Consider the following 20,106-nt stretch of genomic DNA (forward strand, 5'->3'; position numbering starts at 1 on the left):
GCCCTGAGAGAGTCGGGCGATGACTGGCAGGCGACGGGTGTTGGCGGCGTTGATGGCGGCCGTCGGGGTCGCGGGTGCTGGTGCGGGGACGGCGTCCGCGGCGTGGACGGGACTGCCGGACCTCGTCGTGAACGCGCCGGGGCACGCGATCGACGGTCCCGCCGTGGCGATGGCGCGCGACGGGACGGCGTTCGTGGCCGTCGCGCACTTCGACGGCGCGCACACCCGCGTCGGGGTCGCGCAGCACAGCGCCGGCGGTGGGTTCGGGGCGGTGCGCGACCTCTCTCCCGCCGGAGCCGATGCGAGCGATCCGCAGATCGCGGTGGACCGGCAGGGGAACGCGACGCTCGCGTACGTCGACGCGGGCGGCGTCGAGACACGCTTCCGGCCAGTCGGCGGTGACTGGGGCGCGGTGAACGGGCCGCTGTCGCCGGCGAGCGGGTTCGACATCAGCCTGGCCGTCGGCGACAACGGCGCGGCGGTCGTGGCGTGGTGGGCGCATCTCGCCGGGTCCGCGCTGCAGGTCCAGGCCGCCGTCCGCGCGCCGCGGGCGGCGAGCTTCGGCGCGATGCTGCCGCTGTCGATCAATGACGGCAGCACGCGCTGCCCGGGCACCCACGTCGCCATGGACGCGGCGGGCGACGCGGCCGCGATCTGGACGCGACGCACGACCGGCGGCAACTACATCGTCGAGACGGCGACGAAGGCGGCCGGCGCGGCGGCCTTCGCCCCGGTCAACGGCGAGGCGCGCTCGGCGACGAACGCCTTCTCCCCCTGCAACACCGCGATCGCGATGACGCCCGCGGGACGGGTCACCGCGCTGTGGGACGCGTCAGGGCCGGGGAACGACCTGGTCGCGAACGTCGCCTTCGCGGACCGGAGCGCCCCGTTCGCGTCGGGGGTCTGGACCGCGGCCGCGAAGCTGTCGATCGCGACCGACTCCTCCGGGCGGCCGGCGTTCTCGCTCGATGACGCGGGCAACATGGCGGCGACGTGGATCGATCGCGGGACGGGGCAGATCCTCTCCTCGGTCCGCACGGGCCTCGGTGGCTTCTCGGTCCCGAAGCCGTTGTCGGGTTCGACGGACACGGGAGACCATGCGGTCGGCTCGGGCGCCAACGGCGACGCGATCGCCGTGTGGGTCGCCGAGTCCAACGGCAGCGACGCGGTCTTCGCCGCGCGCCGCACGGGCGCGGCCGAGCTCGGCGGCGTGACCCCGGTGGCGACGTCGTCCCCCACCGGCGGGCGCCTCTTCTACCGCTCGCCGAACGTGGCAATCGACGATCAGGGCAACGCCTTCGCGGTCTGGCAGCGCGTCGACTCCGGCGACACGTCGGACACCTACAGCGCGCAGGTCGCCGCGTTCGACCCCGTGCCGCCGATGCTTGACGCGGTCGGCGTTCCCGCCGCCGCCACGGCGACGCAGGCGGTCGGCATGTCCGCGGCCGCGAGCGACCGGATGTCCAGCCCGGCGATCCACTTCGACTTCGGCGACGGCTCCGGCGCGGACGGCCCCACCGTGCAGCACGTCTATGCGGCGCCCGGTACCTACACGGTGACCGTCACCGCCACCGACCAGGCCGGGAACCACACGTCCGCGAGCACGACGATCGCCGTCGGCCCGGCGCCGGTCGTCGTGGTCCCCGGCCCGCCGGCCCCGGCGACACCCGCCACGCCCAGCGGTCCGCAGAACATCCTGGACGTCAGCGGCTTGAGCTGGGACCGCCTCAAGAACGGCGACACGCGGCTGACGAAGCTGGTGATCACGGGGCTGACGGGCCAGGAGACGGTCCGCCTCGCGTGCACGGGCAAGCACAAGGGCTGCCGCAAGTCGGCGACGCGGACGATCGGCAAGCACGGTGCCACGCTCACGCTGACCAAGTACGTGAAGGGCATGGAGCTCAAGCCCAAGGCGGTGCTGACCGTCACCGCCAGCCGGCCGGGCTTCATCACGCGGACGATCAGCTACACGATGATCAAGCACAGAGACCCGCGGAAGAGCACGCGCTGCACCGCCCCTGGAGCCAAGAAGGCGACGGCCTGCTGATCAGCGGACACGCGACGTCGCACGCACGTAGCCCGCCTTGGTCGCCGACGCGCGGCCCGAGTGCCGTGTCGTGATCGTCGCCGTGCCCGCGGCGTCGGTCACCCCATGCCGGCCGGCGAGCGTCACCCGCGCGCCCGCCACCGGGTCGCCGGCGTCGGTGACCGTGAGCTCGACCTTGCCGTGAGCACGCCTGGCCGCGAGCGACAGGCCGGGGCGCAGCCGGCTGTAGAAGGTCTGCACGCCGCGGCCGCCGGTCGGCTCGAAGCCCGCCAGCACGTCGAGGACGCCCGCCTGCGCGTTCGCCGCGAGCTTGTAGACGGTCGCCGTGCCGGGCAGCACGGGGATCGAGGTGGTCGCGCCCCAGCGCGTGTCCGTGCGGTCCGAGCGCCGCGCGAAGACCCGCCCGCGAGCGGTCCAGGTCACCCAGAGGCGACCGTCGGGCGTGGTGCTGATCGCGGGGACACGCAGGCCTTCGACGTCCTTGGCGACGGTCTTCGCGCCCGCGCCGACGCGCCAGACGAGCAGCGTTCTCGCCCCCGGGCCGCCGCCGGGGTACGCCGCGAAGACGCCGGAGGCGGTGGCGGCGAGGCCGATGCGCTGGTCGGGCGCCACGCTGTCGGCCGTGCCGGGCATGCGCATGGCGGAGCCGCTCGGCGCGCCCGTGGCCTGGTCGATCGCCTGCGCCCAGACCCCTTCGCGGCCGCTCGCGTTGCTGTACCAGGCGGCGTCGAGGACACTGCCGCTGAGTGCGAGGCTCGGCTCGTAGCCGCAGCAGTCCGCGCCTTGGAGGTTCGCGGCCGGCGTCGAGGGGTCGGCGCCGCGGTGCACGAACAGGCCGTAGGTCGTGCCCCAGGCGACGTAGGGGGTCGCGCCGTCCGCGCCGACGGCGCCGCCCACCGGGTCGGCGAAGCCCGCGCCGGTCGCGACATCGCCCGGCGTCAGCTCCCAGCTGTCCCCGTCGTCGTCCGAGGTCCAGCGGGCGAGGCTCTGGATCGGGTCCGCGGCGTCGATCGAGCGCTGCGCGGCCGCGTAGAGCTGCAGCTGGCCGCTCGCCGTGCGCACGAGCGTCGGGCTGCCGATGCCCGCCCACCCCTGGGCCAGCAGCTGCCCGCCACCGTCGACGACGCCGCCGGGCGAGATGATCGTGTGGTTGAGCTCGTAGCTCGTCGCGTCGGGTTGGCGACGCCACGCGACGTGCAGGCGGCCGTCGGGCGTGCGGGCGAGCCCGACCTCGTCGGTGTTGGACGCGCCGGCGTCAGTGACGGGCTCCCAACGCGCCTGGGCGGCGGCGGGCAGGACGAGCAGGGCGACGATCGCGGGGAGGAGGAAACGCATGAAGGGACAACCCGCTCGGGGCGTCCCGCATTACGCTCCGACGCGCCGGAACACGTAGACCGCGGCCTCGAGCTCAGGCGGGAGGACGAGGCGGCTGAGCTCCTCGTCGTGCGTCATCGCGAACGTCTCCTGCGCCTCGTACGCGTCCCCGTCGCCCGCGGCGAAGCGGTGCCGGCTGGAGACCACGACGTAGAGCTCGACGCTGTCGGTGCTGAAGACCTCGCGCTCGAAGGCGTTGCCGGCGGGCGGCCAGGAGCACACCACGGCGCGCGGGCGGCGGCGCCGCAGCGACTCGCGCGCGTCCTCCTTGATCACGGCGTCGGGGAACGCGACGTCCTTCCAGCTGTGGTCGTCGGTGGCGACGATGCTCGCTCCGGCCGCGGCGAGGAAGCGCGTGAGCGTCCCGTCGCCGGCGGCGATCTCGACGCACTCGCGGTCGCCGATCAGCGCCGCCATCCGCTCGATCAGCGGCTTGGAGTAGAAGCAGTAGATGCCCTTCGGGGCGACGAGCGGCATCAGGAAGCGGCGTTGCCAGAGCAGCGGCCAGAGCAGGCGGAAGCGGCGGAGCGCCACCGGCTTGCGCACCAGTCCCTGCTCGAACAGCAGCCACTGGGCGATGGTGCCGTTGATGCGGTTCAAGCGCACGTGCCCGTCCGTGACGCCGGTGGCGGCGGCCAGGCTGAGGCTGCGCGCGGCGAGCACCGCCATCCGGTGCCGGACGTCGCTATGCGCGTCGCGGCCGCGGCGTTCGCGTCGATTGGCGGCGCTCGTCGACTGGACGTACTCGCCGAGTGCGCGCGGCCCGCGTGGGACGACGGCCGCGAGGTCGTGCTGGACCGTGGACCAATCCTCCGGAAACGCCTCCTTGAGCGCGTCCAGCGAGGGCTCGCCGGCGAGCCAGGCGCGGACGTCGTCCGGGCGGCGCGTGCTCATGGCGCGGAACGCTAACGGTTTTCATTCGCCAGGACCGTAAGCGAGGGTGACGACGCGGCGCTCGCGCCGGGCTTGCTCGGCGGCGAAGGCGATCCGGTGGGACTCGAGGGTCTCCCGAGGCGTGGTGGGGATCATCGCCGGGTCGCCGGCCGCGACCGCGGCGAGGAAGTCGGCCATGACACCGTCGTCGCCACCGCCGTGGCCCGTGGGGATCTCGCCGTCGGAGTGGATGCCGCTGTGGTGGCGGGTCGTGGACTCGGTGAGGAAGTCGTAGACCTCGACCATGTTGCCGTCGCCGCGAAGTTCCCCGCGGGTGCCGAAGATGCGGGTCTCGCGGTCGCGCATGCGGGTGAAGCCGGTCATCGTGAGCGTCGCGGTGGCGCCGTTCTCGTACTGCAGCGAGACGACCTGGTGGTCGACGACGTCGTTGTCGCACGCCCACACGCAGCGGCCGTACGGTCCGTCGCGAAGCGCGCGGGCGATGTTCTCGCGCGTCGGCGGCCAGGCGACGACGTCGACCGGCCAGTCCGTCACGCCCCGTTCGAGGTAGAGCCGCTTCGCGGAGTACGCGCACGCCGGCTCGATGTCACACGCCACGCAACGGTCTCCCGCTCCCGCCGGGCGCTCCTCGCGGCGGAAGTGCATCAGCCCGCCGAAGGAGGACACGGCGACGCAGCGGCGGCCGACCAGGTACGACAGCCAGTCGAGGTCATGGCAGCACTTGGCCAGCAGCATCGGCGCGGCGTCGGCCTCGCGACGCCAGTTCCCGCGCACGTAGGAGTGCGCCTGATGCCAGAAGCCGACGGGCTCGAGGTGCTCGATGCTGACGATCTCGCCGATCGCGCCGCTGTCGAGGACCCGCTTCACCAAGCGCGTGTAGGCCGTGTAGCGCAACACGTGGGCGACCGCGGCGACGACGCCCGCCCGCTCGACGGCTTCGACGATCCGCGCGCAGTCCTCCTCGCTCGTCGCCAGCGGCTTCTCGATCAGTAGCGCGTAGCCGGCGTCTGCGCACGCGATCGCCGGCTCGGTGTGATCGCGGTCGGGCGTCGCGATGACGACGGCGTCGGCGAGCTTCGGTCGCGCCAGCGCTTCGCGCCAGTCCGCGAAGCGGTGCTCGACGGCGTGCCGCGAGCGGTACGCCTCGCGCGGCTCCGCGACCGCGACCACCTCCGCCTCGTCGGGATGGCGGCGCGCGTAGTCGGCGAACGCGCTCCCGCGCGATCCGGCACCGACGATCAACAGGGTGACGGGCATGGCTACGTGACCGCCGCGCCGATGAAGGCGAGCGTGTCCTGTTCGAGGCGCGTCTTCTCGGCGTCCGGAAGCGATTGCAGTGGACCGCGGAGCAGGACCGCGAGCCCGTGGACGGCGGCCCAGATCGGGTACTCGATGTCCGGGCGCCGGTCCGCCGCGAGGACGCCCGCGTCGACGAGGTGGTCGAGAGCCGCTCGCAGGTACTCCAGCGGCGTCGCGCGCGCCGGATGGTCGGGTGCCGCGAATGCCGTGTCGAAGAGACCCGGCTCGGTGCGCGCGAACTCCAGGTAGGCGTCGCCGACCGCCTGGAGCTCCAGCGGAGCGCCCGCGCGGCTCATACGCTCCGCGAGCATGCCGATCGCCTCGTCGCGGACCGCGGCGAGGAGCGCATCGCGGTCCGCGAAATGGCGGTAGGCGGCGTTCGGGACGACGCCGACCATGCGGGTCACCTCGCGCAGCACGACCGCGTCCGGGCCGCCCGAGCGCGCCAGTTCGACGCCGGCGTCGACCAGCGCGGACCGAACCGTGCCACGCGGCCGCGGACCTTTGCGCCCTTCTCCTGGCATTCGCGCGAAGCATAGTGGACAGCGTCCACATCGGTGCGTATAGTGGACAGTGTCCACAAGGAGACGCACATGACGACCATCCCGTACGCCACCGGCCGCGCCCGCGCCGACATCGAGCGCGCCTTGGGCAACCGGCTCGAGACGCTGCAACCGTCCGACCTCGCCCTGCTCGAGGACTTCCACAGCCTCGGCCGGCTCGCCACGGTCGCGCTCGTCGAGCTCGCGCAGGTCAGCGCGAGCGACCGCGTGCTCGACGCCGGCACGGGCATCGGCGGAACCGCGCGGCTGATCGCCGCCGAGCGCGGCGCCCACGTCACCGCCGTCGACATCACGCCCGAGTACTGCGACGTCGCCGCGTGGCTCAACGACGCGGTCGGCCTCGGCGACAGGATCGACGTCCGCACCGCCGACGTGACCGCACTCCCGTTCGAGGACGCGTCCTTCGACGTGATCTTCAGCCAGCACGTCCAGATGAACATCGCGGACAAGCACCGGCTCTACGCCGAGGCGCGCCGCGTCCTCGCACCCGGTGGGCGGCTCGCGCTCTGGGACGTGACCGCCGGCCCAGGCGGCCCGATCCACCTGCCCGTGCCGTGGGCGACGGCCCCCGAGCAGAGCCACCTCGTCACCCCCGAGCAGCTCAACGCGCTGCTCACCGACGCGGGCTTCGCGCCCACCCACTTCAACGACCTCACCGAACCGGCCGGAGCGGCGATGCGCGAGCTCTTCGCCCGCGACCAACCGCCGCTCGGCCTGCACGTGTTCCTCCCGGACTTCCCGACCAAGGCGGCGAACCTCGGACGCAACCTCGCCGAGAACCGCGCGCGGCTCATCCAGGCCGTGTGTGACGTGGCGCACACGCAACGCTCTGGAATGTGAGGGCCGGGCCGGGCGTCAAACAGGGGGAAACCCCATGACGAGCCCCCGCCGCACCCTCCCGTGACCCCTGACGGAGGGCCTTCCCCCGGGCGGCTCGAGCGACTTCCAGGAGCACGAATGAATCCACGACGTTCGATTGGCCGCGGCATGCTCGCGGGTACGGTGCTGGTCGCCGGCTTCGCGGCGGTCTCGACCGCGTCCGCGAGCGCGGCGGTGACGGCGACGTTCAGCAACGGCACGCTGAGCGTCACCGGCGACGCCCTCGACAACAACATCCAGCTGTCGCGCAACGCGGCGGGCCAGATCCTCGTCAACGGCGGTGCCGTGGCCGTGATCGGCGGCACGCCGACCGTGGCCAACACGACGCTGATGCAGGTCTTCGGGCTCGACGGCAACGACACGCTCTCGCTCAGCGAGGTCAACGGCGCGCTGCCGAAGGCGAACCTCTTCGGTGGAGCCGGCAACGACGTCCTCACCGGCGGCTCCGGTAACGACCAGCTCTTCGGGCAGGCGGGCAATGACACGCTGCTCGGCAAGGGCGGCAACGACTTCCTGTTCGGCGGCAACGACAACGACACGCTGACCGGCGGCGACGCGGACGACCAGGTCTTCGGCCAGAGCGGCAACGACCGGATGATCTGGAACCCGGGCGACGACACCGACCTCAACGAGGGCGGCGACGGTACCGACACGGTCGAGGTCAACGGCGGCAACGGCGCCGAGCAGTTCACGACCACGGCCAACGGGACGCGGGTGCGCTTCGACCGGGTCAACCCGGCGCCGTTCTCGATCGACATCGGCACCTCCGAGCAGCTCACGGTCAACGCCAACGGCGGCGACGACCAGTTCTCGGCGACCGGCAACCTCGCCGCGCTGATCAAGATCACCGTCGACGGTGGTACCGGCAACGACACCCTGCTCGGCTCCAACGGCGTCGACTTCCTGCTCGGCGGCGACGGCAACGACTTCATCGACGGCAACCAGGGCAACGACACCGCCCTGATGGGCGCCGGCGACGACACGTTCCAGTGGGATCCGGGCGACGGCTCAGACATCGTCGAGGGCCAGGACGGCACCGACCGCATGCTGTTCAACGGCGCCAACATCAACGAGCGCTTCGACGTCTCCGCCAACGGCGGCCGCGTGCGCTTCACGCGTGACGTCGCGAACATCGTGATGGACCTCAATGACGTCGAGACCGTCGACGTCAAGGCGCTCGGCGGCGCGGACACGCTCACCGTCAACGACCTCTCCGGCACCGACGTCACGAACGTCGTCTCAGACCTCGGCGGCAATGACGGTGCCGCGGACAACGTGATCACCAACGCCACCAATGGCGACGACGTCGCCGTCGTCGCGGGCAACGCGACCACCACGCAGGTGCTCGGCCTCGCGTCCCTGGTGACCGTCAACGGCGGCATCGCGGGCATCGACCGCGTCACGGTCAACGCCCTCGCCGGCGACGACGTCGTGGACGCCTCCAGCCTCCCGGCGAACGCGCTCCTGCTGACCGTCAACGGCGGGGCGGGCGACGACGTCATCCTCGGCGGCGCCGGCAACGACACGCTCAACGGCAACGACGGCGACGACGTCATCATCGGCGGCGCCGGCCAGGACGTCATCGACGGCGGGGCCGGCGGCAACGTCGTCATCCAGCTCCGCGCCACGACCGACAAGGTCGCGGCGGCCAAGACGGCCGGTCAGTCCTGGCTGAACCAACACGCCAAGACCGTCAACGGCAAGGTCGTGCTGCAGAACTCGGGCGAGACGTTCAAGCTGCCGCGCGCGAAGATGTCGCAGCTGACCCGCGCCGTCTAGGAGCCTGCTGACGAATACCGGTTCGCCCGCTGCGGCACATCCGCAGCGCCTCGCGCCGCCCACGCTGCTCACGGCCTAGAAGGCCGCATCGCGAGCGCGTGCGTCCCGAGCCACTGGCGGCTGCACCACATCGGTCGGACCGACCATTCGTCAACAGACTCCTGAAGTTCGGGGTGCGCTCCCGATTGTCGAATCGGGAGCGCACCCGTAGCGTCGGTGGACGATGCGCACCCTCGTCCAGCGCCGACCCGACGAGCAGACCGTTCCGACGCCGCGCCCGCAGGAGCCGGTGCCGGAGCTCTCGAACGCCGCCCTCGCGCGGCGTTTGCAGCGTGAGGTGGCGGAGGAACAGCCGATCACCGCACCCGGCGTGACGGGGATGCAGCAGTGGCATGAGCGCGGCCTCGCCCACTACAACGCCGGCCGCTTCCAGAAGGCGCTCGAGGCGTTCGCCGAGGCCTACAAGCTGAACCCGATCTCGACGCTCCTCCACGACCAGGCGACGTGCCTGGAGCGGATGGGCCGCAACGACGAGGCCGCCGCGATGTACGAGCGCTACCTCGCCAACGGCCCGCTGACGAGCGACGTCGCCAAGATCAAGGCGCGCATCCGCAAGCTGCGCGGCGAGATGATCCCCGAGGGCGAGGACGACGACGAGCCCGCGATCGTCGCCAAGGGCAGGGACGGCGCGATCGCCTGGTTCGACCGCGGCCAATCGGCGTTCATGGCCAAGCGCTACGCCCGCGCCGCCGAGTGCTTCCGCCGCGCGTTCGCGCTCGAGCCGCTCGCCGCGTTCATCTACAACGAGGGCTCGGCGCTGGAGAAGGGCGGGCACCCCGCGGCCGCTGCCAACGCGTACGAGCACTACCTGATCGAAGACCCTGAGGCCAAGGACGCCGCGGAGGTCATCGCGAAGATCCAGGCGCTCCGCGGGCAGGTTCCCGCGAAGACCGAGGACTCGCTGATGGACCCGGAGGACGAGGCGAGCCAGGCGCCGGGCGCGACGAGTGCGCACGAGTGGTACGACCGGGGCGCGGTCGCCTACCGGCTCGGCGACTTCAAGCGCGCCTACGACTGCTTCGTCCACGCATACGACCACCAGCCGTTCCCGGCGTTCGTCTACAACCAGGCGGCGGCGCTGGACAAGCTCGGCAACGCCGACGCCGCGGTGCAGGCCTACGAGCGCTACCTCGCGCTGGACCCGAAGGCCAAGGACGCGGGGAAGGTGCGCGCGCGGATCCAGCGGTTGCGCGAAGGGCCGGCGGGGACGGAGATCAAGCCGCCCACGTAGCCTTCCGGGCGTATGCCCGCACCGATCGCTCACGGTCGCCGCCGCTTCAGCGGGCGTGACCCCGAGGAGGAGCACCGCGCCTCCACCCCGCTGGAGCTGCTCTTCGACCTGACGATCGTCGTCGCCTTCGGCACCGCGGCCGACGAGCTCGCCCACTTCATCGCCGACGGGCACGCGTGGGAAGGGGTCGGCGGCTTCGCCTTCGCCTGCTTCGCGGTGATCTGGGCGTGGGTGAACTACTCGTGGTTCGCGTCCGCCTATGACACCGACGACTGGCTGTTCCGGCTGGCGACGATGGTGCAGATGGTGGGCGTGATCGTGCTCTCGCTCGGCTTGCCGCAGATGTTCGAGTCGATCGACCACGGGGGGACGCTCGACAACGGCGTGATGGTGTCGGGCTACGTGGTGATGCGGGTGGCGGCGCTGTTCCTTTGGTGGCAGGTGTCGCGTCACGACCCGCCGCACGCGGTCGCCGCGCGGACCTACATGACCACGATCGGTGTGGCGCAGCTCGGGTGGATCGCGCTCGTGTTCGTCGACCTGCCGATCGTGACGACGTTCGCGCTGATGGTCCCGCTGTTCGTGATCGAGCTCGCCGGGCCGTACATCGCCGAGCGCAAGGCCCAGACCCCGTGGCACGTCGAGCACATCGTCGAGCGCTACGGGCTGCTGGTGATCATCACGCTGGGCGAGGTGATCATCGGCACGGTCGCGGCGCTCAACGCGCTCGTGCACGGCGAGCACGGCTGGACGCTCGACGCGGCGCTGCTCGCGGTCGCGGGCGTCGGGCTCGCGTTCGGCTGCTGGTGGGTGTACTTCGCGCTGCCGTGGTACGAGACCGTGCGCAACCGCGACCGCATCTTCCGCTTCGCCCACGGGCACTTCCTGATCTTCGGCTCGCTCGCGGCGCTCGGCGCCGGCGTGCACGTCGCGGCGTTCGCGTTGGAGGGCGAGGCGGAGATCTCCGACGTCGGCGTCGTGCTCAGCGTGACGCTCCCGGTGGCGCTCTACACGCTCGCGCTCTACGTGCTCTATTCCGTGCTCGCGCGGACCGCGGATCCGTTCCACCTGCTCCTGCTCGGCCTGACGGCGGCGGTGTTCGTGCTCACCGTCGTGCTGGCGGCGGCGGGCGCGAGCGTGGCGGTCTGCCTGCTCGTGCTGATGTTGGCGCCCGTGGTGACGATCGTCGGCTATGAGACCGTCGGCCACCGGCACGTCGCCGAGGCGGTCGAACGGCTGTAATTGGGCGTCGTGCCGCGTCCTTTCGCCCAGGTCGACGTCTTCACGTCGACGCCCTATCGGGGGAACCCCGTCGCCGTCGTGCTCGACGCCGACGGGCTCACCACGGAGCAGATGCAGCGCTTCGCGCACTGGACGAACCTGTCCGAGACGACGTTCGTCCTGCCCTCCGAGATCGCCGACTATCGCGTGCGGATCTTCACCCCGGTCAGCGAGCTGCCGTTTGCCGGGCATCCGACCCTCGGCACCTGCCACGCCTGGCTCGGCGGGCGCTCGGCCGACCGCGTCGTGCAGGAGTGCGGCTCGGGGCTGATCGAGATCCGCCGCACCGAGCATGGGCTCGCGTTCGCGGCCCCGCCGCTGCTGCGCAGCGGGCCGGTCGAGGAGCTGCTGATCGAGCACGTGGCGTCGGTGCTGCGGATCGAGCGGGCCGACATCGTCGACGCGTCGTGGGCGGACAACGGACCCGGGTGGGTGGCGGTCCTGCTGCGCTCGGCCGAGGAGGTGCTGGCGCTGCGGCCCGGCTTCGTCGACCTCGACGTGGGCGTCGCCGGGTTCCATGACGACGGCGTGCTCGAGGTGCGGGCGTTCTTCCCGAAGGACGGCTCGACGGTCGAGGACCCGGTCACCGGCTCGCTGAACGCGTCGCTGGCGGGTTGGCTGCTCGAGAGCGGGCGGGTGGCCGCGCCGTACCTCGCCCACCAGGGGACCGCGCTCGGGCGTGCGGGGCGCGTGTTCGTGTCGCAGTCCGACGGCGAGATCTGGGTCGCGGGCGGGACCGTCACCTGCGTCTCGGGCGAGGTCGAGCTCTGACCCGCGTCACGGTGCAGATCCCCAGCTATGCGCGCACGCAATGGCTGGGCGAGACGATCGCGTCCGCGCTCGCGCAGACGTTCACGGACATCGCCGTCGAGGTGCATGACGACGCGACGCCGGACGACTCGGTCGAGCGCGTCGTCGCGCAGTTCGACGACCCGCGGCTGAAGTACGTCCGCTACGAGGACAACGCCGGGATCGTCGGGAACTTCACGCGGTCGCTGCTGGGGGCGCGGACCGAGTACGTGATCCAACTCGGCGACGACGACGTCGCGGCACCGTCGTTGGTCGAACGCACGGTGGCCGCGCTCGACCGCTACCCGAGCGCGGGGATGGTGCACTCGCGGTTCTCGCTGATCGACGCCGCGGGGGACGTGTTGGTGGCGTCCGAGGACTGGCTCGGCACGCCGTCACCGCCGCTCGAGCCCGGCTCGGTGTTCATCGAGCGCTCGATGCTGCACGGCTCGCGCGTCTGCACGTCAACGGCGCTGATCCGGCGCTCGGCGGTGCCGGCCGACGGCTTCCGCCAGCGCGACCACCCGCCGTTCGACTTCGCGTTCTGGCTGCGGATGGCGAAGTCATGGGACATCGCGTGGCTCGACGAGACGCTGTGCGCCTATCGCGTGCATGGCAAGAGCTTCACGTCGGGGCTGAGCGACGTCACCGACCACGGCTACATGCAGGCCGAGCGGATGATGCGCGAGGTGCACCGCGTCAAGGTCGAGCAGGCCGAGGGGCGGCGCGACTGGGTGCGGTTGGCCGACCGCGGGATGCGCATCGAGATGGTCTACCGCGTGCGTGAGCGGACGCTGCCGGAGCGGCACTTCGTCCCCACGTTCCGCGGGCTGGGGAGCGCCGCGCGGCGCGAGCCGTCGCTGCTGCGCGAGCCGACGGCGTGGGGGCTGCTGGCGGGCAGCCTCGTCGGGCAGCGCTGGGTCGACCGGCTAAAAGGTCGCGCGTAGGACCGCGAACGCCTCGGCGTACGTGACGCCGATCTCCGCGCCGCGGATCGTCGCCAGCGCGCGCACGCTGTCGAGGCTGCGGATGTGCGGGGTGGGGCGCAGCATCGTCTTGTAGCGGCGAACGGACTCGAGCTTGATGTCGATGTGGTCCGTGATGTCGGTGAAGGCGGCGAAGCGCGGGAGCGGCTCGGCCGCCCACTGGATCTTCGTCATCTCGTACGCGAGGACGTTCGGCGTGAGGTGATTGCCGAACTGCTGGGCGATCGGCCGCGCGGCGGCGTGCGCGGCGTAGAAGACGGCCTGGTGGTCCTGGTCGTAGTCGGGCAGCGCGGGGAGCAGGAGCAGCTCAGGCTTGTGCTCGATCAGGACCTTCTCGAAGCGGTCGACGAGCTCGCGGCGCGGAAGCGTGTCGAGCTTCTCGATCAGGTCCTGGCCCTTGTAGGCGATCTCGTACGTCGTGTTGACGCCGAACAGGCTGATGACGTCGTCGATCTCGTCGATGCGCTGCTGGAGCGTCGTCTCGCCGTCGACCCCGTAGTGGTGGAACCCGTCGACGGCGAGGTAGACCACGTGGATGCGCGAGCCCTGCTCGGCGAGCTTGGCCATGAGCCCGGAGCAGCCCATGGCCTCATCGTCCGCGTGCGGCGCGAGGACGACCGCGGATTTCGGGAGGTTAGACCCGAACACCCGGGTCGAGCGGAACCGCTTGGGCCTCGCGGGCGTCGTCGCGCACGCGGTAGTAGAGGGCGGTCTCGTCGATCAGCTCGTCGAGGGTGATCGCGGGCGCCCAACCGACCGAGGCGGCCGCGTCCAGGACGGGCAGCTTCTGGATCGACTCGGCCTCCTCGTAGAGCGGGCCGTGGATCAGGCGGGCGTCGGTGTGCTCGATCGCGCTCGCGCTCGCGAGCCGCTGCACGATCCGCTCCGCCAGGTTCCACACGGTGATCGTGTTGAGCGGGTTGCCGACGTTGAAGATGGGCTTCTGCGAGTCGAACGCCGCGTCCGCGTGGTCGGTGATGAAGCGGGCGAGGTCGGACGCGCTGAGGAACGCGCGCTCCTGGCCGCCGCCGGCGAAGACGGTCAGCGGGCGGCCGGCGAGGGCCTGCTGGACGAAGGTCGGCATCACGAAGCCACCCGCGCGCGACTGGCGCGGGCCGACGACGTTGAACGGGCGGATGACGAAACCCCTGAGCCCGCGATGACGGCTGTTGATCGTCGCGGCCTCGGTCAGCGTCTTGGCGATCGCGTACTCGAGGCGGGCGTTGTAGTGGGTGGGGACGATGATGTCGTCGCCCTCGGCGAGCATGCCGCTGCGGCCGTAGACCTCGGCGCTCGAGAACGAGATGAGCGCGACGTCGTGGGCGACGCACTCCTCGATCACTTCCTGGGTGACGGCGACGATGTCCGCGCCGAGCGAGCCCTGGTAGCGGAGGATCCCCGCCGGGCCGACGTGGCTCGCCGCGTGGACGACCAGATCGGTGTCCGCGAACGTCCCGCCCTGCTGGAGGTACTCGTGAATCGACACGCGGTGAACCGCCGCCACGTGCTCGTACTCGCGGCCATCCGTGACCGCGGCGACCATCGAGTCGATGATCGTGACCTGCCGGCCCGCCGCCAGCAAGGCATCCACGACGTGTGAGCCGATGAAGCCCAACCCGCCCGTGACTACCACTCGTTGCATCCGTGCTCCCGCCATTTAGCTATTTCGTAGCACCAACAAGGTGAGAAGGCAATGTGCTCGCATGGCGTTTGGACACTCATTCGAGGTCTCCCCGATGGTCCGCACGCGTACACCCACGTTAGGCCGCAATTCTGACTGACGCCACGATCGACAGGACGTCTGCCAGTGCGCTGACAACGTGCGTTGCGCCGGCGTCGTAGAGCGGGCGGGGATCGCCGTCCCGGTCGATGCCGATCCGCACCGGCACGCCGTGATCCGCTCCGAGCCGCATGTCCTGCGGGCTGTCGCCGACGGTGACCGCGGCGCGCGTCCACTCGTCCTCCGGCGTGGCCTCGTTGAAGCGGTCGTAGTGCGCGTTGCCCTTGCTGCAGGTGTCGTCGGAGCCGAGCACCACGGTGAAGTCCCACCCATGACGGTCGACGACCCGCTTGGCCCGCTCCGGGCTGCTGCCGGTCGAGAGCATCAGCTGCGCGCCCTGCGCCGCGAGCTCGCGCAGCGTCGTGTCCGCGTCCGGGTAGGCGACCGGCGGCGCGTGCAGGTTGAACTCGTCGAGGACCTTCAGGAAGCGCGAGGTGGCGGCGATCGCGGCGCGGGCGTTGAGGCCGAGCGCGTCGAAGATCTCCCGCGCGGGCCGCCCCGGAAGGCCGTCCAGCGTCGCCGCCAGGAGCTCACGCGCGATCCCGTAATGATCCGCGACCACCGTGAACGCCTTGCGCACCGCGTCCGAGTGCACCAGCGTGTCGTCGAGGTCGAAGATGACGTACCGCGCGTCCATCGACCTCTGTAATCGGCCGCGGGCGCCTCGCCTTTGACATCCCCCTCCCCCTTAGGCGTCGACCAGCGCGCTGTAGGTCGCCCCCGGGTCGCCGCCCATCGCGCCGAAGCGCTCGAGCAGTCGCAGCCGGTCCAGCCACGCCGGCTCGCTCCCCTCGAGCGTCGCGCGATGGCTGCTCCACCGCCATTCGTGCGGCTCCCGGCACAAGCCGGCCTCGACGGGATTGCGTGCGATGTACCGCACGACCGTCCACAACTGCTCGTCGTGGGGTGGTTATGGGGCGAGGCGTTTCTCGAACCAGTGGTCCTGGTACTTGGCCGGGGTGTTGGTCGGTGGGGCGAGTTCGGTGAAGCCGCAGGAGGCGTAGAAGGAGCGGGCCTCGACGAGGTCGGTGCGGGTGTCGAGGAACAGGCGTGGGAGGCGCTCTTCGCGTGCCCAGGCCTCGGCGGCGGCGAGCAGCGCGCGGCCGCCGCCGCCGCGGCGGTACTCGGGCGAGACGTAGAAGCGGGTGAGCTCGCCGGTCGGGTAGACGCCGAGGTGGCCGGCGGCGACGCCGTCCGCGCGCAGGACGAGGAAGACGCCGAGGCCGTTCGCCGGGTACTCCGCGAGCGTGAGGTCGATCTCGGCGTCGTCGGTCTCGCGGTGGAAGTAGCGGACGGTGAGCTCGGCGAAGTACTCGCGGATCAACGCGTGAACGTCGGGGGCTTCGGCGGGTTCGGGGCGGACGGTCCACATGGCGGCGTGAGGGTACGGTCTAGGACGTGAGTGAGGCTGAAACCCTTCCCCGCGGCGCACGGAAGGTTCGAACCGCGCTGCTCGAGCTCGGGCTCCCGGGCGACATCCACCGCCTGACCGACTCGACCCGCACGGCGCCGGAGGCGGCGGCCGCGGTCGGCTGCGAGCTGGGCGCGATCGTCAAGTCGCTCGTGATGCGCGGCGTGAACTCCGGGGCGCCCGTGCTGGCGCTCGTCTCCGGCGACAACCGCGCCGACGTGGCGCTGATCGAGGCCGCTGTCGACGAGCCCGTCGAGCGGCCGGACGCCACGTACGTGCGCGAGGTGACCGGGTACGCGATCGGCGGCATCCCGCCCGTCGGGCACCCGGAGCCCGTGCGCACCGTCATGGACGAGGACCTGTATCGCTTCGACACCGTGTGGGCCGCCGCCGGGCACCCGCACGCGGTCTTCCCGATCGCGCCCGCCGACCTGGCGAAGGCGGCCGACGCGCGCGTGCTCCATCTCGCGGAATGAGCGTCGCGCTGGTCACCGGCGGCAACCGCGGCATCGGCCTGGAGGTCTGCCGCCAGCTCGCCGGCCATGGGCACACCGTGATCCTCGGGTCACGGGACCGGGCCAAGGGCGAGGCGGTGGCGGGCGGGCTGCGCGTGGTGGCGCTCGACGTGTCCGACGACGCGAGCGTGCGGGCGGCGGCCGCCGAGATCGAGGAGCTCGACATCCTCGTCAACAACGCCGCGATCCTCTACGACACGTGGGCGCGCGGCGCCACCGCGGATCTCGCTGAGGTGCACGAGGCGCTGGAGACCAACCTCTTCGGCGCGTGGCGGACGACCCAGGCGTTCCTCCCCCACCTGCGCCGCAGCGCCCACCCACGCGTCGTCAACGTCTCCAGCGCGAGCGGCTCGCTGACCTCGATGAGCGGCGGCACGCCCGCCTACAGCGTGAGCAAGGCCGGCCTGAACGCGCTCACCCGCATCCTCGCGAGCGAACTCCCCGGTATGCGCGTCAACGCGGTGTGCCCCGGCTGGACCGACACCGACATGGGCCAGGGAGGACGCCCGGTCGAGCAGGGCGCGGCGAGCGTGGTCTGGGCGGCCGAGCTGCCGGATGACGGGCCGACCGGCGGGTTCTTCCGCGACGGGCGCCCGCTGGCCTGGTGAGAACCACCGGGGGGCTGCCGCTCCCGAGACCCCGCTTTTAGCCCTCGCCGCCGCCGGTGATCGGCGGTGACGGGGTGCTGCGGTTCTGCTGCGGTCGCGGCGTCGGCTCAGGCGCGCAGCGGCGATAGGTGCGGGCGACCGCGAAGCGTTCGCCGCCGGTCGTCTCCCCGCTCACGCTCACTCGGCCCTGGTGCGGGACGCGGACGGTCACGCTCGCCTCCTGCGTGACGCCGGTGAGGTGGACGACCTCGCGCCCGCTCGCTCGCACGTGCACCGGGCTGAGGATGCCGCCGGACGGCGGCACGATCCGCACCGTCACACGCGTGCCGGTGAGGCAGCCGCGCTGCATCTCGATCTGCAGGTCGTCGTCGCCGCCCTGCGCGAGCGCCGTGGCCCCGAGCCCGAGGACTGAGCCAGCTGCCACCAGGATCGCGAGACGCCGACGCACATGAGGACCGTACTCCACTCGGACGACGGTCGTCTAGCCTGGCGTCCGGGGTGTCGGACTCGTTCGCTGTCTATGCCGCCCGGCGAGCGCTGGCGGTCGTCGTGGTGTCGGTGACGCTGTGCGCGGTCACGTTCGTGATGTTGCACCTGCTTACGCCGGAGAGCTTCACGGACCCGCGCCCGCTGCACGTCGAGCTCCTCGCCTACTTGCGCGACGTGTTCCTGAAGGCGGACTTCGGGATCTCGACGCAGCGCCCGTTCCTCCCGGTGCGCTCGATGCTCGAGGACGCGCTGCCGGCCGACCTCTCGCTGCTGATCGGCGCGATGTTCGTCGGCTCCGTGCTGGGGATCGTGAGCGGGACGTTCTGCGCGCGCCACCCCGGAACCGTCCTCGCCCGCGCGCTGCAGGCGCTCGCCGCGCTCGCCCTGTGCGCGCCGGTCTACTTCGTCGGCTTTCTCGTGATCCTGCTGTTCGCCCCGAGCGTCGGCGCGCCCGTCCCGATCCCGCTCGTCACCGTGAACTCCTACCAAGGCCTCGGAGACGACCCGATCGCCTGGCTGCACGCGCTGATCGTCCCGTGGTTCGTCGCCGGCCTCCCGCTCGCCGCCCAGTGCCTGCGGATGGTCCGCGCGACCCTGCCCGACGTGATGACCGAGGACTACGTCCGCACCGCGACCGCGAAGGGCCTGACCCCGCGACGGATCACCTTCATCCACACGCTGCCGGTCGCCCTGCCGCCGACCATCGCGATGATCGGCAGCTACATCCCGATCATGCTCGCCAACGTGATCCTCATCGAGGCCGTGTTCGGGATCCCCGGCATCTACCGGCTGATCCCGAACGCACTCGACGGCCGCAACTTCCCCGTGCTGATGGCGATCGTCATCGTCCCGTCGATCCTCGTCGTCGTCGCGAACGCGATCGCCGACATCGTCCAGGCCGCACTCGACCCCCGGGTGAGGGCCTAAGACTCCGCCTCTTCGCGCGTCGGCTTCGGCGCGTGCATCCCCGTCGGGAGCGCGACGGCCGGGGTGCGAGCGACGGTCAGCGCCGCGATGATGAACCGGCCCGCGAGCGGGAACGGGCGGCCCGGCGGCGGTGGGGCGAGGTGCTCGCGATAGAGGTCGAGGAGCTCAAGGACCGCGGCGCAGACGTCGGCGTGCGGGGCGTCCTCGCCCACGGCGCACGCGAGTCGCGCCAGGGCCAGAGGCTCGTCCGGGTCGCCGCCGCCGAACGCGCGGCCGATCGCCGAGACCAGGTGCGTGACGACGCGGTCCAGCAGGGGATGGAGCGCGGCCTCGGAGGCGCCCGGCGCCTCACCCACCCACAGCGGGTCCTGCCCCGTGACGAGCCGCTCCGTCTGGCCGCCCATGATCGAGTGCAGCGCCTCGACACCCACGCCCGCCTGCAGCGCCGTGCGAGCGTGCGTCCACGCGGCGATCACCGGCAGCCCGTACGGCGAGTCCGACGCCCAGACGATGTGCGACGGATCGACCAAGGAGAACAGCGCGATGTGGTCGGCCGGGTTCCACCAGGCGGTGTCGATGAAGACGTTCGGGTGGTCGGGCAACACGTGCCACAGCCACGCGAGGTCGCTGATCGCGGCGTGGGCGAGGATCAGCCTGGCGTCCGGGAACTCGGTCGCCAGCTCGACCGTGTTCTGCCCCAGGGCGGGAATGCCGCGCCCCGCGTGGATCAGGATCGGCACCTTCCGCTCGTGCGCGACGGCGACGATCTCCCGCACACCCGGCTCGTGCAGCGTGAACCGCTCCGCCCGCGGGTGCAGCTTGATCCCCACCGCGCCCGCGTCCAGGCAGCGCACCGCCTCGGCCGCCGGCGAGTGGCGCGGGTCGAGCCGGCAGAACGACACCAACCGTCCGTCGGACGCGAGCGCCGCCTCGATCGAGGCATCGTTCGGCCCGGGGTAGCCGGACGGCTCGTGCATCGGGAACACGACCGCGCGGGCGTCGGCGCGGGTCATGACCTCGACGAGCTCGGCGGGGGTCTGCTTCATCCCGTCGGGGTCGTTCTGCCCGATGTGGGTGTGGGCGTCGAACAGGTCGAACGGCCCATGCGAGGTCTGGATGCTGTCCCAGTAGGGACGGAGGATCGCGTCGATGTCCAACATATGGGGCTTGGACCCTACCGGCGCCGCGCGATAC

Annotated in this window: 21 protein-coding genes; 10 read left to right on the plus strand and 11 right to left on the minus strand. The window is 71.7% G+C overall.

Annotated features, from left to right (window positions below; translation table 11 throughout):
• The first annotated feature begins 19 nt into the window (after nucleotides 1–19).
• Complete coding sequence (locus G569_RS0138595) at nucleotides 20–2,047, plus strand: PKD domain-containing protein (protein WP_211233198.1); 2,028 nt, start codon at nucleotides 20–22, stop codon at nucleotides 2,045–2,047.
• Here the strand turns inward: G569_RS0138595 and G569_RS0138600 are convergent, their stop codons facing one another.
• Genes G569_RS0138600 through G569_RS0138615 form a run of 4 tightly spaced genes read right to left on the minus strand, consistent with a single transcriptional unit; the run spans nucleotide 2,048 to nucleotide 6,138 of the window.
• Nucleotides 2,048–3,382 carry a hypothetical protein gene (locus G569_RS0138600; RefSeq protein WP_028067359.1) on the minus strand — a complete coding sequence of 445 codons (1,335 nt, stop codon included), beginning with the start codon at nucleotides 3,380–3,382 and terminating at the stop codon, nucleotides 2,048–2,050.
• Nucleotides 3,383–3,412: 30 nt separating this feature from the next.
• Complete coding sequence (locus G569_RS55260; protein ID WP_053227647.1) at nucleotides 3,413–4,315, minus strand: hypothetical protein; 903 nt, start codon at nucleotides 4,313–4,315, stop codon at nucleotides 3,413–3,415.
• A 21-nt stretch (nucleotides 4,316–4,336) separates the two neighbouring features.
• Nucleotides 4,337–5,572 (minus strand): Gfo/Idh/MocA family protein, encoded by a 1,236-nt coding sequence (locus G569_RS0138610; protein ID WP_037501925.1) that lies wholly within the window; start codon nucleotides 5,570–5,572, stop codon nucleotides 4,337–4,339.
• Nucleotides 5,573–5,574: 2 nt separating this feature from the next.
• Nucleotides 5,575–6,138 (minus strand): TetR/AcrR family transcriptional regulator, encoded by a 564-nt coding sequence (locus G569_RS0138615; RefSeq protein WP_028067361.1) that lies wholly within the window; start codon nucleotides 6,136–6,138, stop codon nucleotides 5,575–5,577.
• Nucleotides 6,139–6,207: 69 nt separating this feature from the next.
• On the opposite strand from G569_RS0138615, the gene G569_RS55265 reads away from it, so the two are divergent.
• From G569_RS55265 to G569_RS0138645, 6 genes are all read left to right on the plus strand, one after another.
• A complete protein-coding gene (locus tag G569_RS55265) occupies nucleotides 6,208–7,017 on the plus strand; it encodes a class I SAM-dependent methyltransferase (RefSeq protein WP_053227660.1) in 810 nt (269 codons plus the stop codon).
• A 147-nt stretch (nucleotides 7,018–7,164) separates the two neighbouring features.
• Nucleotides 7,165–8,835, plus strand: a complete 1,671-nt coding sequence (locus tag G569_RS55270; RefSeq protein WP_053227648.1) for a calcium-binding protein — start codon at nucleotides 7,165–7,167, stop codon at nucleotides 8,833–8,835.
• A 223-nt stretch (nucleotides 8,836–9,058) separates the two neighbouring features.
• The gene (locus G569_RS0138630; RefSeq protein WP_028067362.1) at nucleotides 9,059–10,126 is read left to right on the plus strand and encodes a tetratricopeptide repeat protein; all 1,068 of its coding nucleotides are present in this window, start codon (nucleotides 9,059–9,061) and stop codon (nucleotides 10,124–10,126) included.
• A gap of 12 nt (nucleotides 10,127–10,138) precedes the next feature.
• A complete protein-coding gene (locus G569_RS0138635; protein WP_037501929.1) occupies nucleotides 10,139–11,368 on the plus strand; it encodes a low temperature requirement protein A in 1,230 nt (409 codons plus the stop codon).
• A gap of 9 nt (nucleotides 11,369–11,377) precedes the next feature.
• Nucleotides 11,378–12,178: a PhzF family phenazine biosynthesis protein gene (locus G569_RS0138640; protein WP_028067364.1), complete on the plus strand. Its 801-nt coding sequence runs from the start codon at nucleotides 11,378–11,380 to the stop codon at nucleotides 12,176–12,178.
• Nucleotides 12,179–12,189: 11 nt separating this feature from the next.
• A complete protein-coding gene (locus G569_RS0138645) occupies nucleotides 12,190–13,143 on the plus strand; it encodes a glycosyltransferase family 2 protein (RefSeq protein ID WP_028067365.1) in 954 nt (317 codons plus the stop codon).
• Here the strand turns inward: G569_RS0138645 and G569_RS0138650 are convergent.
• The 5 genes from G569_RS0138650 to G569_RS0138670 all read right to left on the minus strand — a co-directional run bounded on the left by G569_RS0138650 (nucleotide 13,126) and on the right by G569_RS0138670 (nucleotide 16,334).
• On the minus strand, nucleotides 13,126–13,830 hold the full coding sequence (locus tag G569_RS0138650) for a PIG-L deacetylase family protein (RefSeq protein ID WP_306765388.1): 705 nt from the start codon (nucleotides 13,828–13,830) through the stop codon (nucleotides 13,126–13,128). The two genes, G569_RS0138645 and G569_RS0138650, sit on opposite strands and share 18 nt — an antisense overlap.
• Nucleotides 13,817–14,824 (minus strand): NAD-dependent epimerase/dehydratase family protein, encoded by a 1,008-nt coding sequence (locus tag G569_RS0138655; RefSeq protein ID WP_169542345.1) that lies wholly within the window; start codon nucleotides 14,822–14,824, stop codon nucleotides 13,817–13,819. The genes G569_RS0138650 and G569_RS0138655 overlap by 14 nt, the downstream gene beginning before the upstream one ends.
• Before the next feature lie 118 nt (nucleotides 14,825–14,942).
• Nucleotides 14,943–15,599: an HAD family hydrolase gene (locus G569_RS0138660; RefSeq protein WP_028067368.1), complete on the minus strand. Its 657-nt coding sequence runs from the start codon at nucleotides 15,597–15,599 to the stop codon at nucleotides 14,943–14,945.
• Between the two features lie 51 nt (nucleotides 15,600–15,650).
• Complete coding sequence (locus G569_RS0138665; protein WP_028067369.1) at nucleotides 15,651–15,842, minus strand: hypothetical protein; 192 nt, start codon at nucleotides 15,840–15,842, stop codon at nucleotides 15,651–15,653.
• Nucleotides 15,843–15,872: 30 nt separating this feature from the next.
• Complete coding sequence (locus G569_RS0138670) at nucleotides 15,873–16,334, minus strand: GNAT family N-acetyltransferase (protein WP_028067370.1); 462 nt, start codon at nucleotides 16,332–16,334, stop codon at nucleotides 15,873–15,875.
• A 26-nt stretch (nucleotides 16,335–16,360) separates the two neighbouring features.
• On the opposite strand from G569_RS0138670, the gene G569_RS0138675 reads away from it, so the two are divergent.
• Nucleotides 16,361–16,849: a YbaK/EbsC family protein gene (locus tag G569_RS0138675; RefSeq protein WP_028067371.1), complete on the plus strand. Its 489-nt coding sequence runs from the start codon at nucleotides 16,361–16,363 to the stop codon at nucleotides 16,847–16,849.
• Nucleotides 16,846–17,496 carry an SDR family oxidoreductase gene (locus tag G569_RS0138680; protein ID WP_028067372.1) on the plus strand — a complete coding sequence of 217 codons (651 nt, stop codon included), beginning with the start codon at nucleotides 16,846–16,848 and terminating at the stop codon, nucleotides 17,494–17,496. Before G569_RS0138675 ends, G569_RS0138680 begins: the two co-directional genes overlap by 4 nt.
• A gap of 37 nt (nucleotides 17,497–17,533) precedes the next feature.
• Here the strand turns inward: G569_RS0138680 and G569_RS0138685 are convergent, their stop codons facing one another.
• Nucleotides 17,534–17,944: a hypothetical protein gene (locus G569_RS0138685; protein ID WP_028067373.1), complete on the minus strand. Its 411-nt coding sequence runs from the start codon at nucleotides 17,942–17,944 to the stop codon at nucleotides 17,534–17,536.
• A 50-nt stretch (nucleotides 17,945–17,994) separates the two neighbouring features.
• On the opposite strand from G569_RS0138685, the gene G569_RS0138690 reads away from it, so the two are divergent.
• On the plus strand, nucleotides 17,995–18,912 hold the full coding sequence (locus G569_RS0138690) for an ABC transporter permease (RefSeq protein WP_028067374.1): 918 nt from the start codon (nucleotides 17,995–17,997) through the stop codon (nucleotides 18,910–18,912).
• Here the strand turns inward: G569_RS0138690 and G569_RS0138695 are convergent.
• The gene (locus G569_RS0138695; protein ID WP_028067375.1) at nucleotides 18,909–20,072 is read right to left on the minus strand and encodes an amidohydrolase family protein; all 1,164 of its coding nucleotides are present in this window, start codon (nucleotides 20,070–20,072) and stop codon (nucleotides 18,909–18,911) included. The genes G569_RS0138690 and G569_RS0138695 overlap by 4 nt on opposite strands.
• Nucleotides 20,073–20,106: the final 34 nt, after the last annotated feature.

The organism is Solirubrobacter soli DSM 22325 (assembly GCF_000423665.1).
GTDB lineage: Bacteria > Actinomycetota > Thermoleophilia > Solirubrobacterales > Solirubrobacteraceae > Solirubrobacter > Solirubrobacter soli.

Excerpts from the sequence above, each read along its gene's own strand:
- G569_RS0138595 (WP_211233198.1), top strand. The coding sequence starts at position 20 with ATGACTGGCAGGCGACGGGTGTTGGCGGCGTTGATGGCGGCCGTCGGG.
- G569_RS0138695 (WP_028067375.1), bottom strand. The coding sequence starts at position 20,072 with ATGTTGGACATCGACGCGATCCTCCGTCCCTACTGGGACAGCATCCAG.
- G569_RS55265 (WP_053227660.1), top strand. The coding sequence starts at position 6,208 with ATGACGACCATCCCGTACGCCACCGGCCGCGCCCGCGCCGACATCGAG.
- G569_RS55270 (WP_053227648.1), top strand. The coding sequence starts at position 7,165 with ATGCTCGCGGGTACGGTGCTGGTCGCCGGCTTCGCGGCGGTCTCGACC.
- G569_RS0138635 (WP_037501929.1), top strand. The coding sequence starts at position 10,139 with ATGCCCGCACCGATCGCTCACGGTCGCCGCCGCTTCAGCGGGCGTGAC.
- G569_RS0138610 (WP_037501925.1), bottom strand. The coding sequence starts at position 5,572 with ATGCCCGTCACCCTGTTGATCGTCGGTGCCGGATCGCGCGGGAGCGCG.
- G569_RS0138615 (WP_028067361.1), bottom strand. The coding sequence starts at position 6,138 with ATGCCAGGAGAAGGGCGCAAAGGTCCGCGGCCGCGTGGCACGGTTCGG.
- G569_RS0138600 (WP_028067359.1), bottom strand. The coding sequence starts at position 3,382 with ATGCGTTTCCTCCTCCCCGCGATCGTCGCCCTGCTCGTCCTGCCCGCC.
- G569_RS0138655 (WP_169542345.1), bottom strand. The coding sequence starts at position 14,824 with ATGCAACGAGTGGTAGTCACGGGCGGGTTGGGCTTCATCGGCTCACAC.
- G569_RS0138670 (WP_028067370.1), bottom strand. The coding sequence starts at position 16,334 with ATGTGGACCGTCCGCCCCGAACCCGCCGAAGCCCCCGACGTTCACGCG.
- G569_RS55260 (WP_053227647.1), bottom strand. The coding sequence starts at position 4,315 with ATGAGCACGCGCCGCCCGGACGACGTCCGCGCCTGGCTCGCCGGCGAG.
- G569_RS0138630 (WP_028067362.1), top strand. The coding sequence starts at position 9,059 with ATGCGCACCCTCGTCCAGCGCCGACCCGACGAGCAGACCGTTCCGACG.
- G569_RS0138660 (WP_028067368.1), bottom strand. The coding sequence starts at position 15,599 with ATGGACGCGCGGTACGTCATCTTCGACCTCGACGACACGCTGGTGCAC.
- G569_RS0138680 (WP_028067372.1), top strand. The coding sequence starts at position 16,846 with ATGAGCGTCGCGCTGGTCACCGGCGGCAACCGCGGCATCGGCCTGGAG.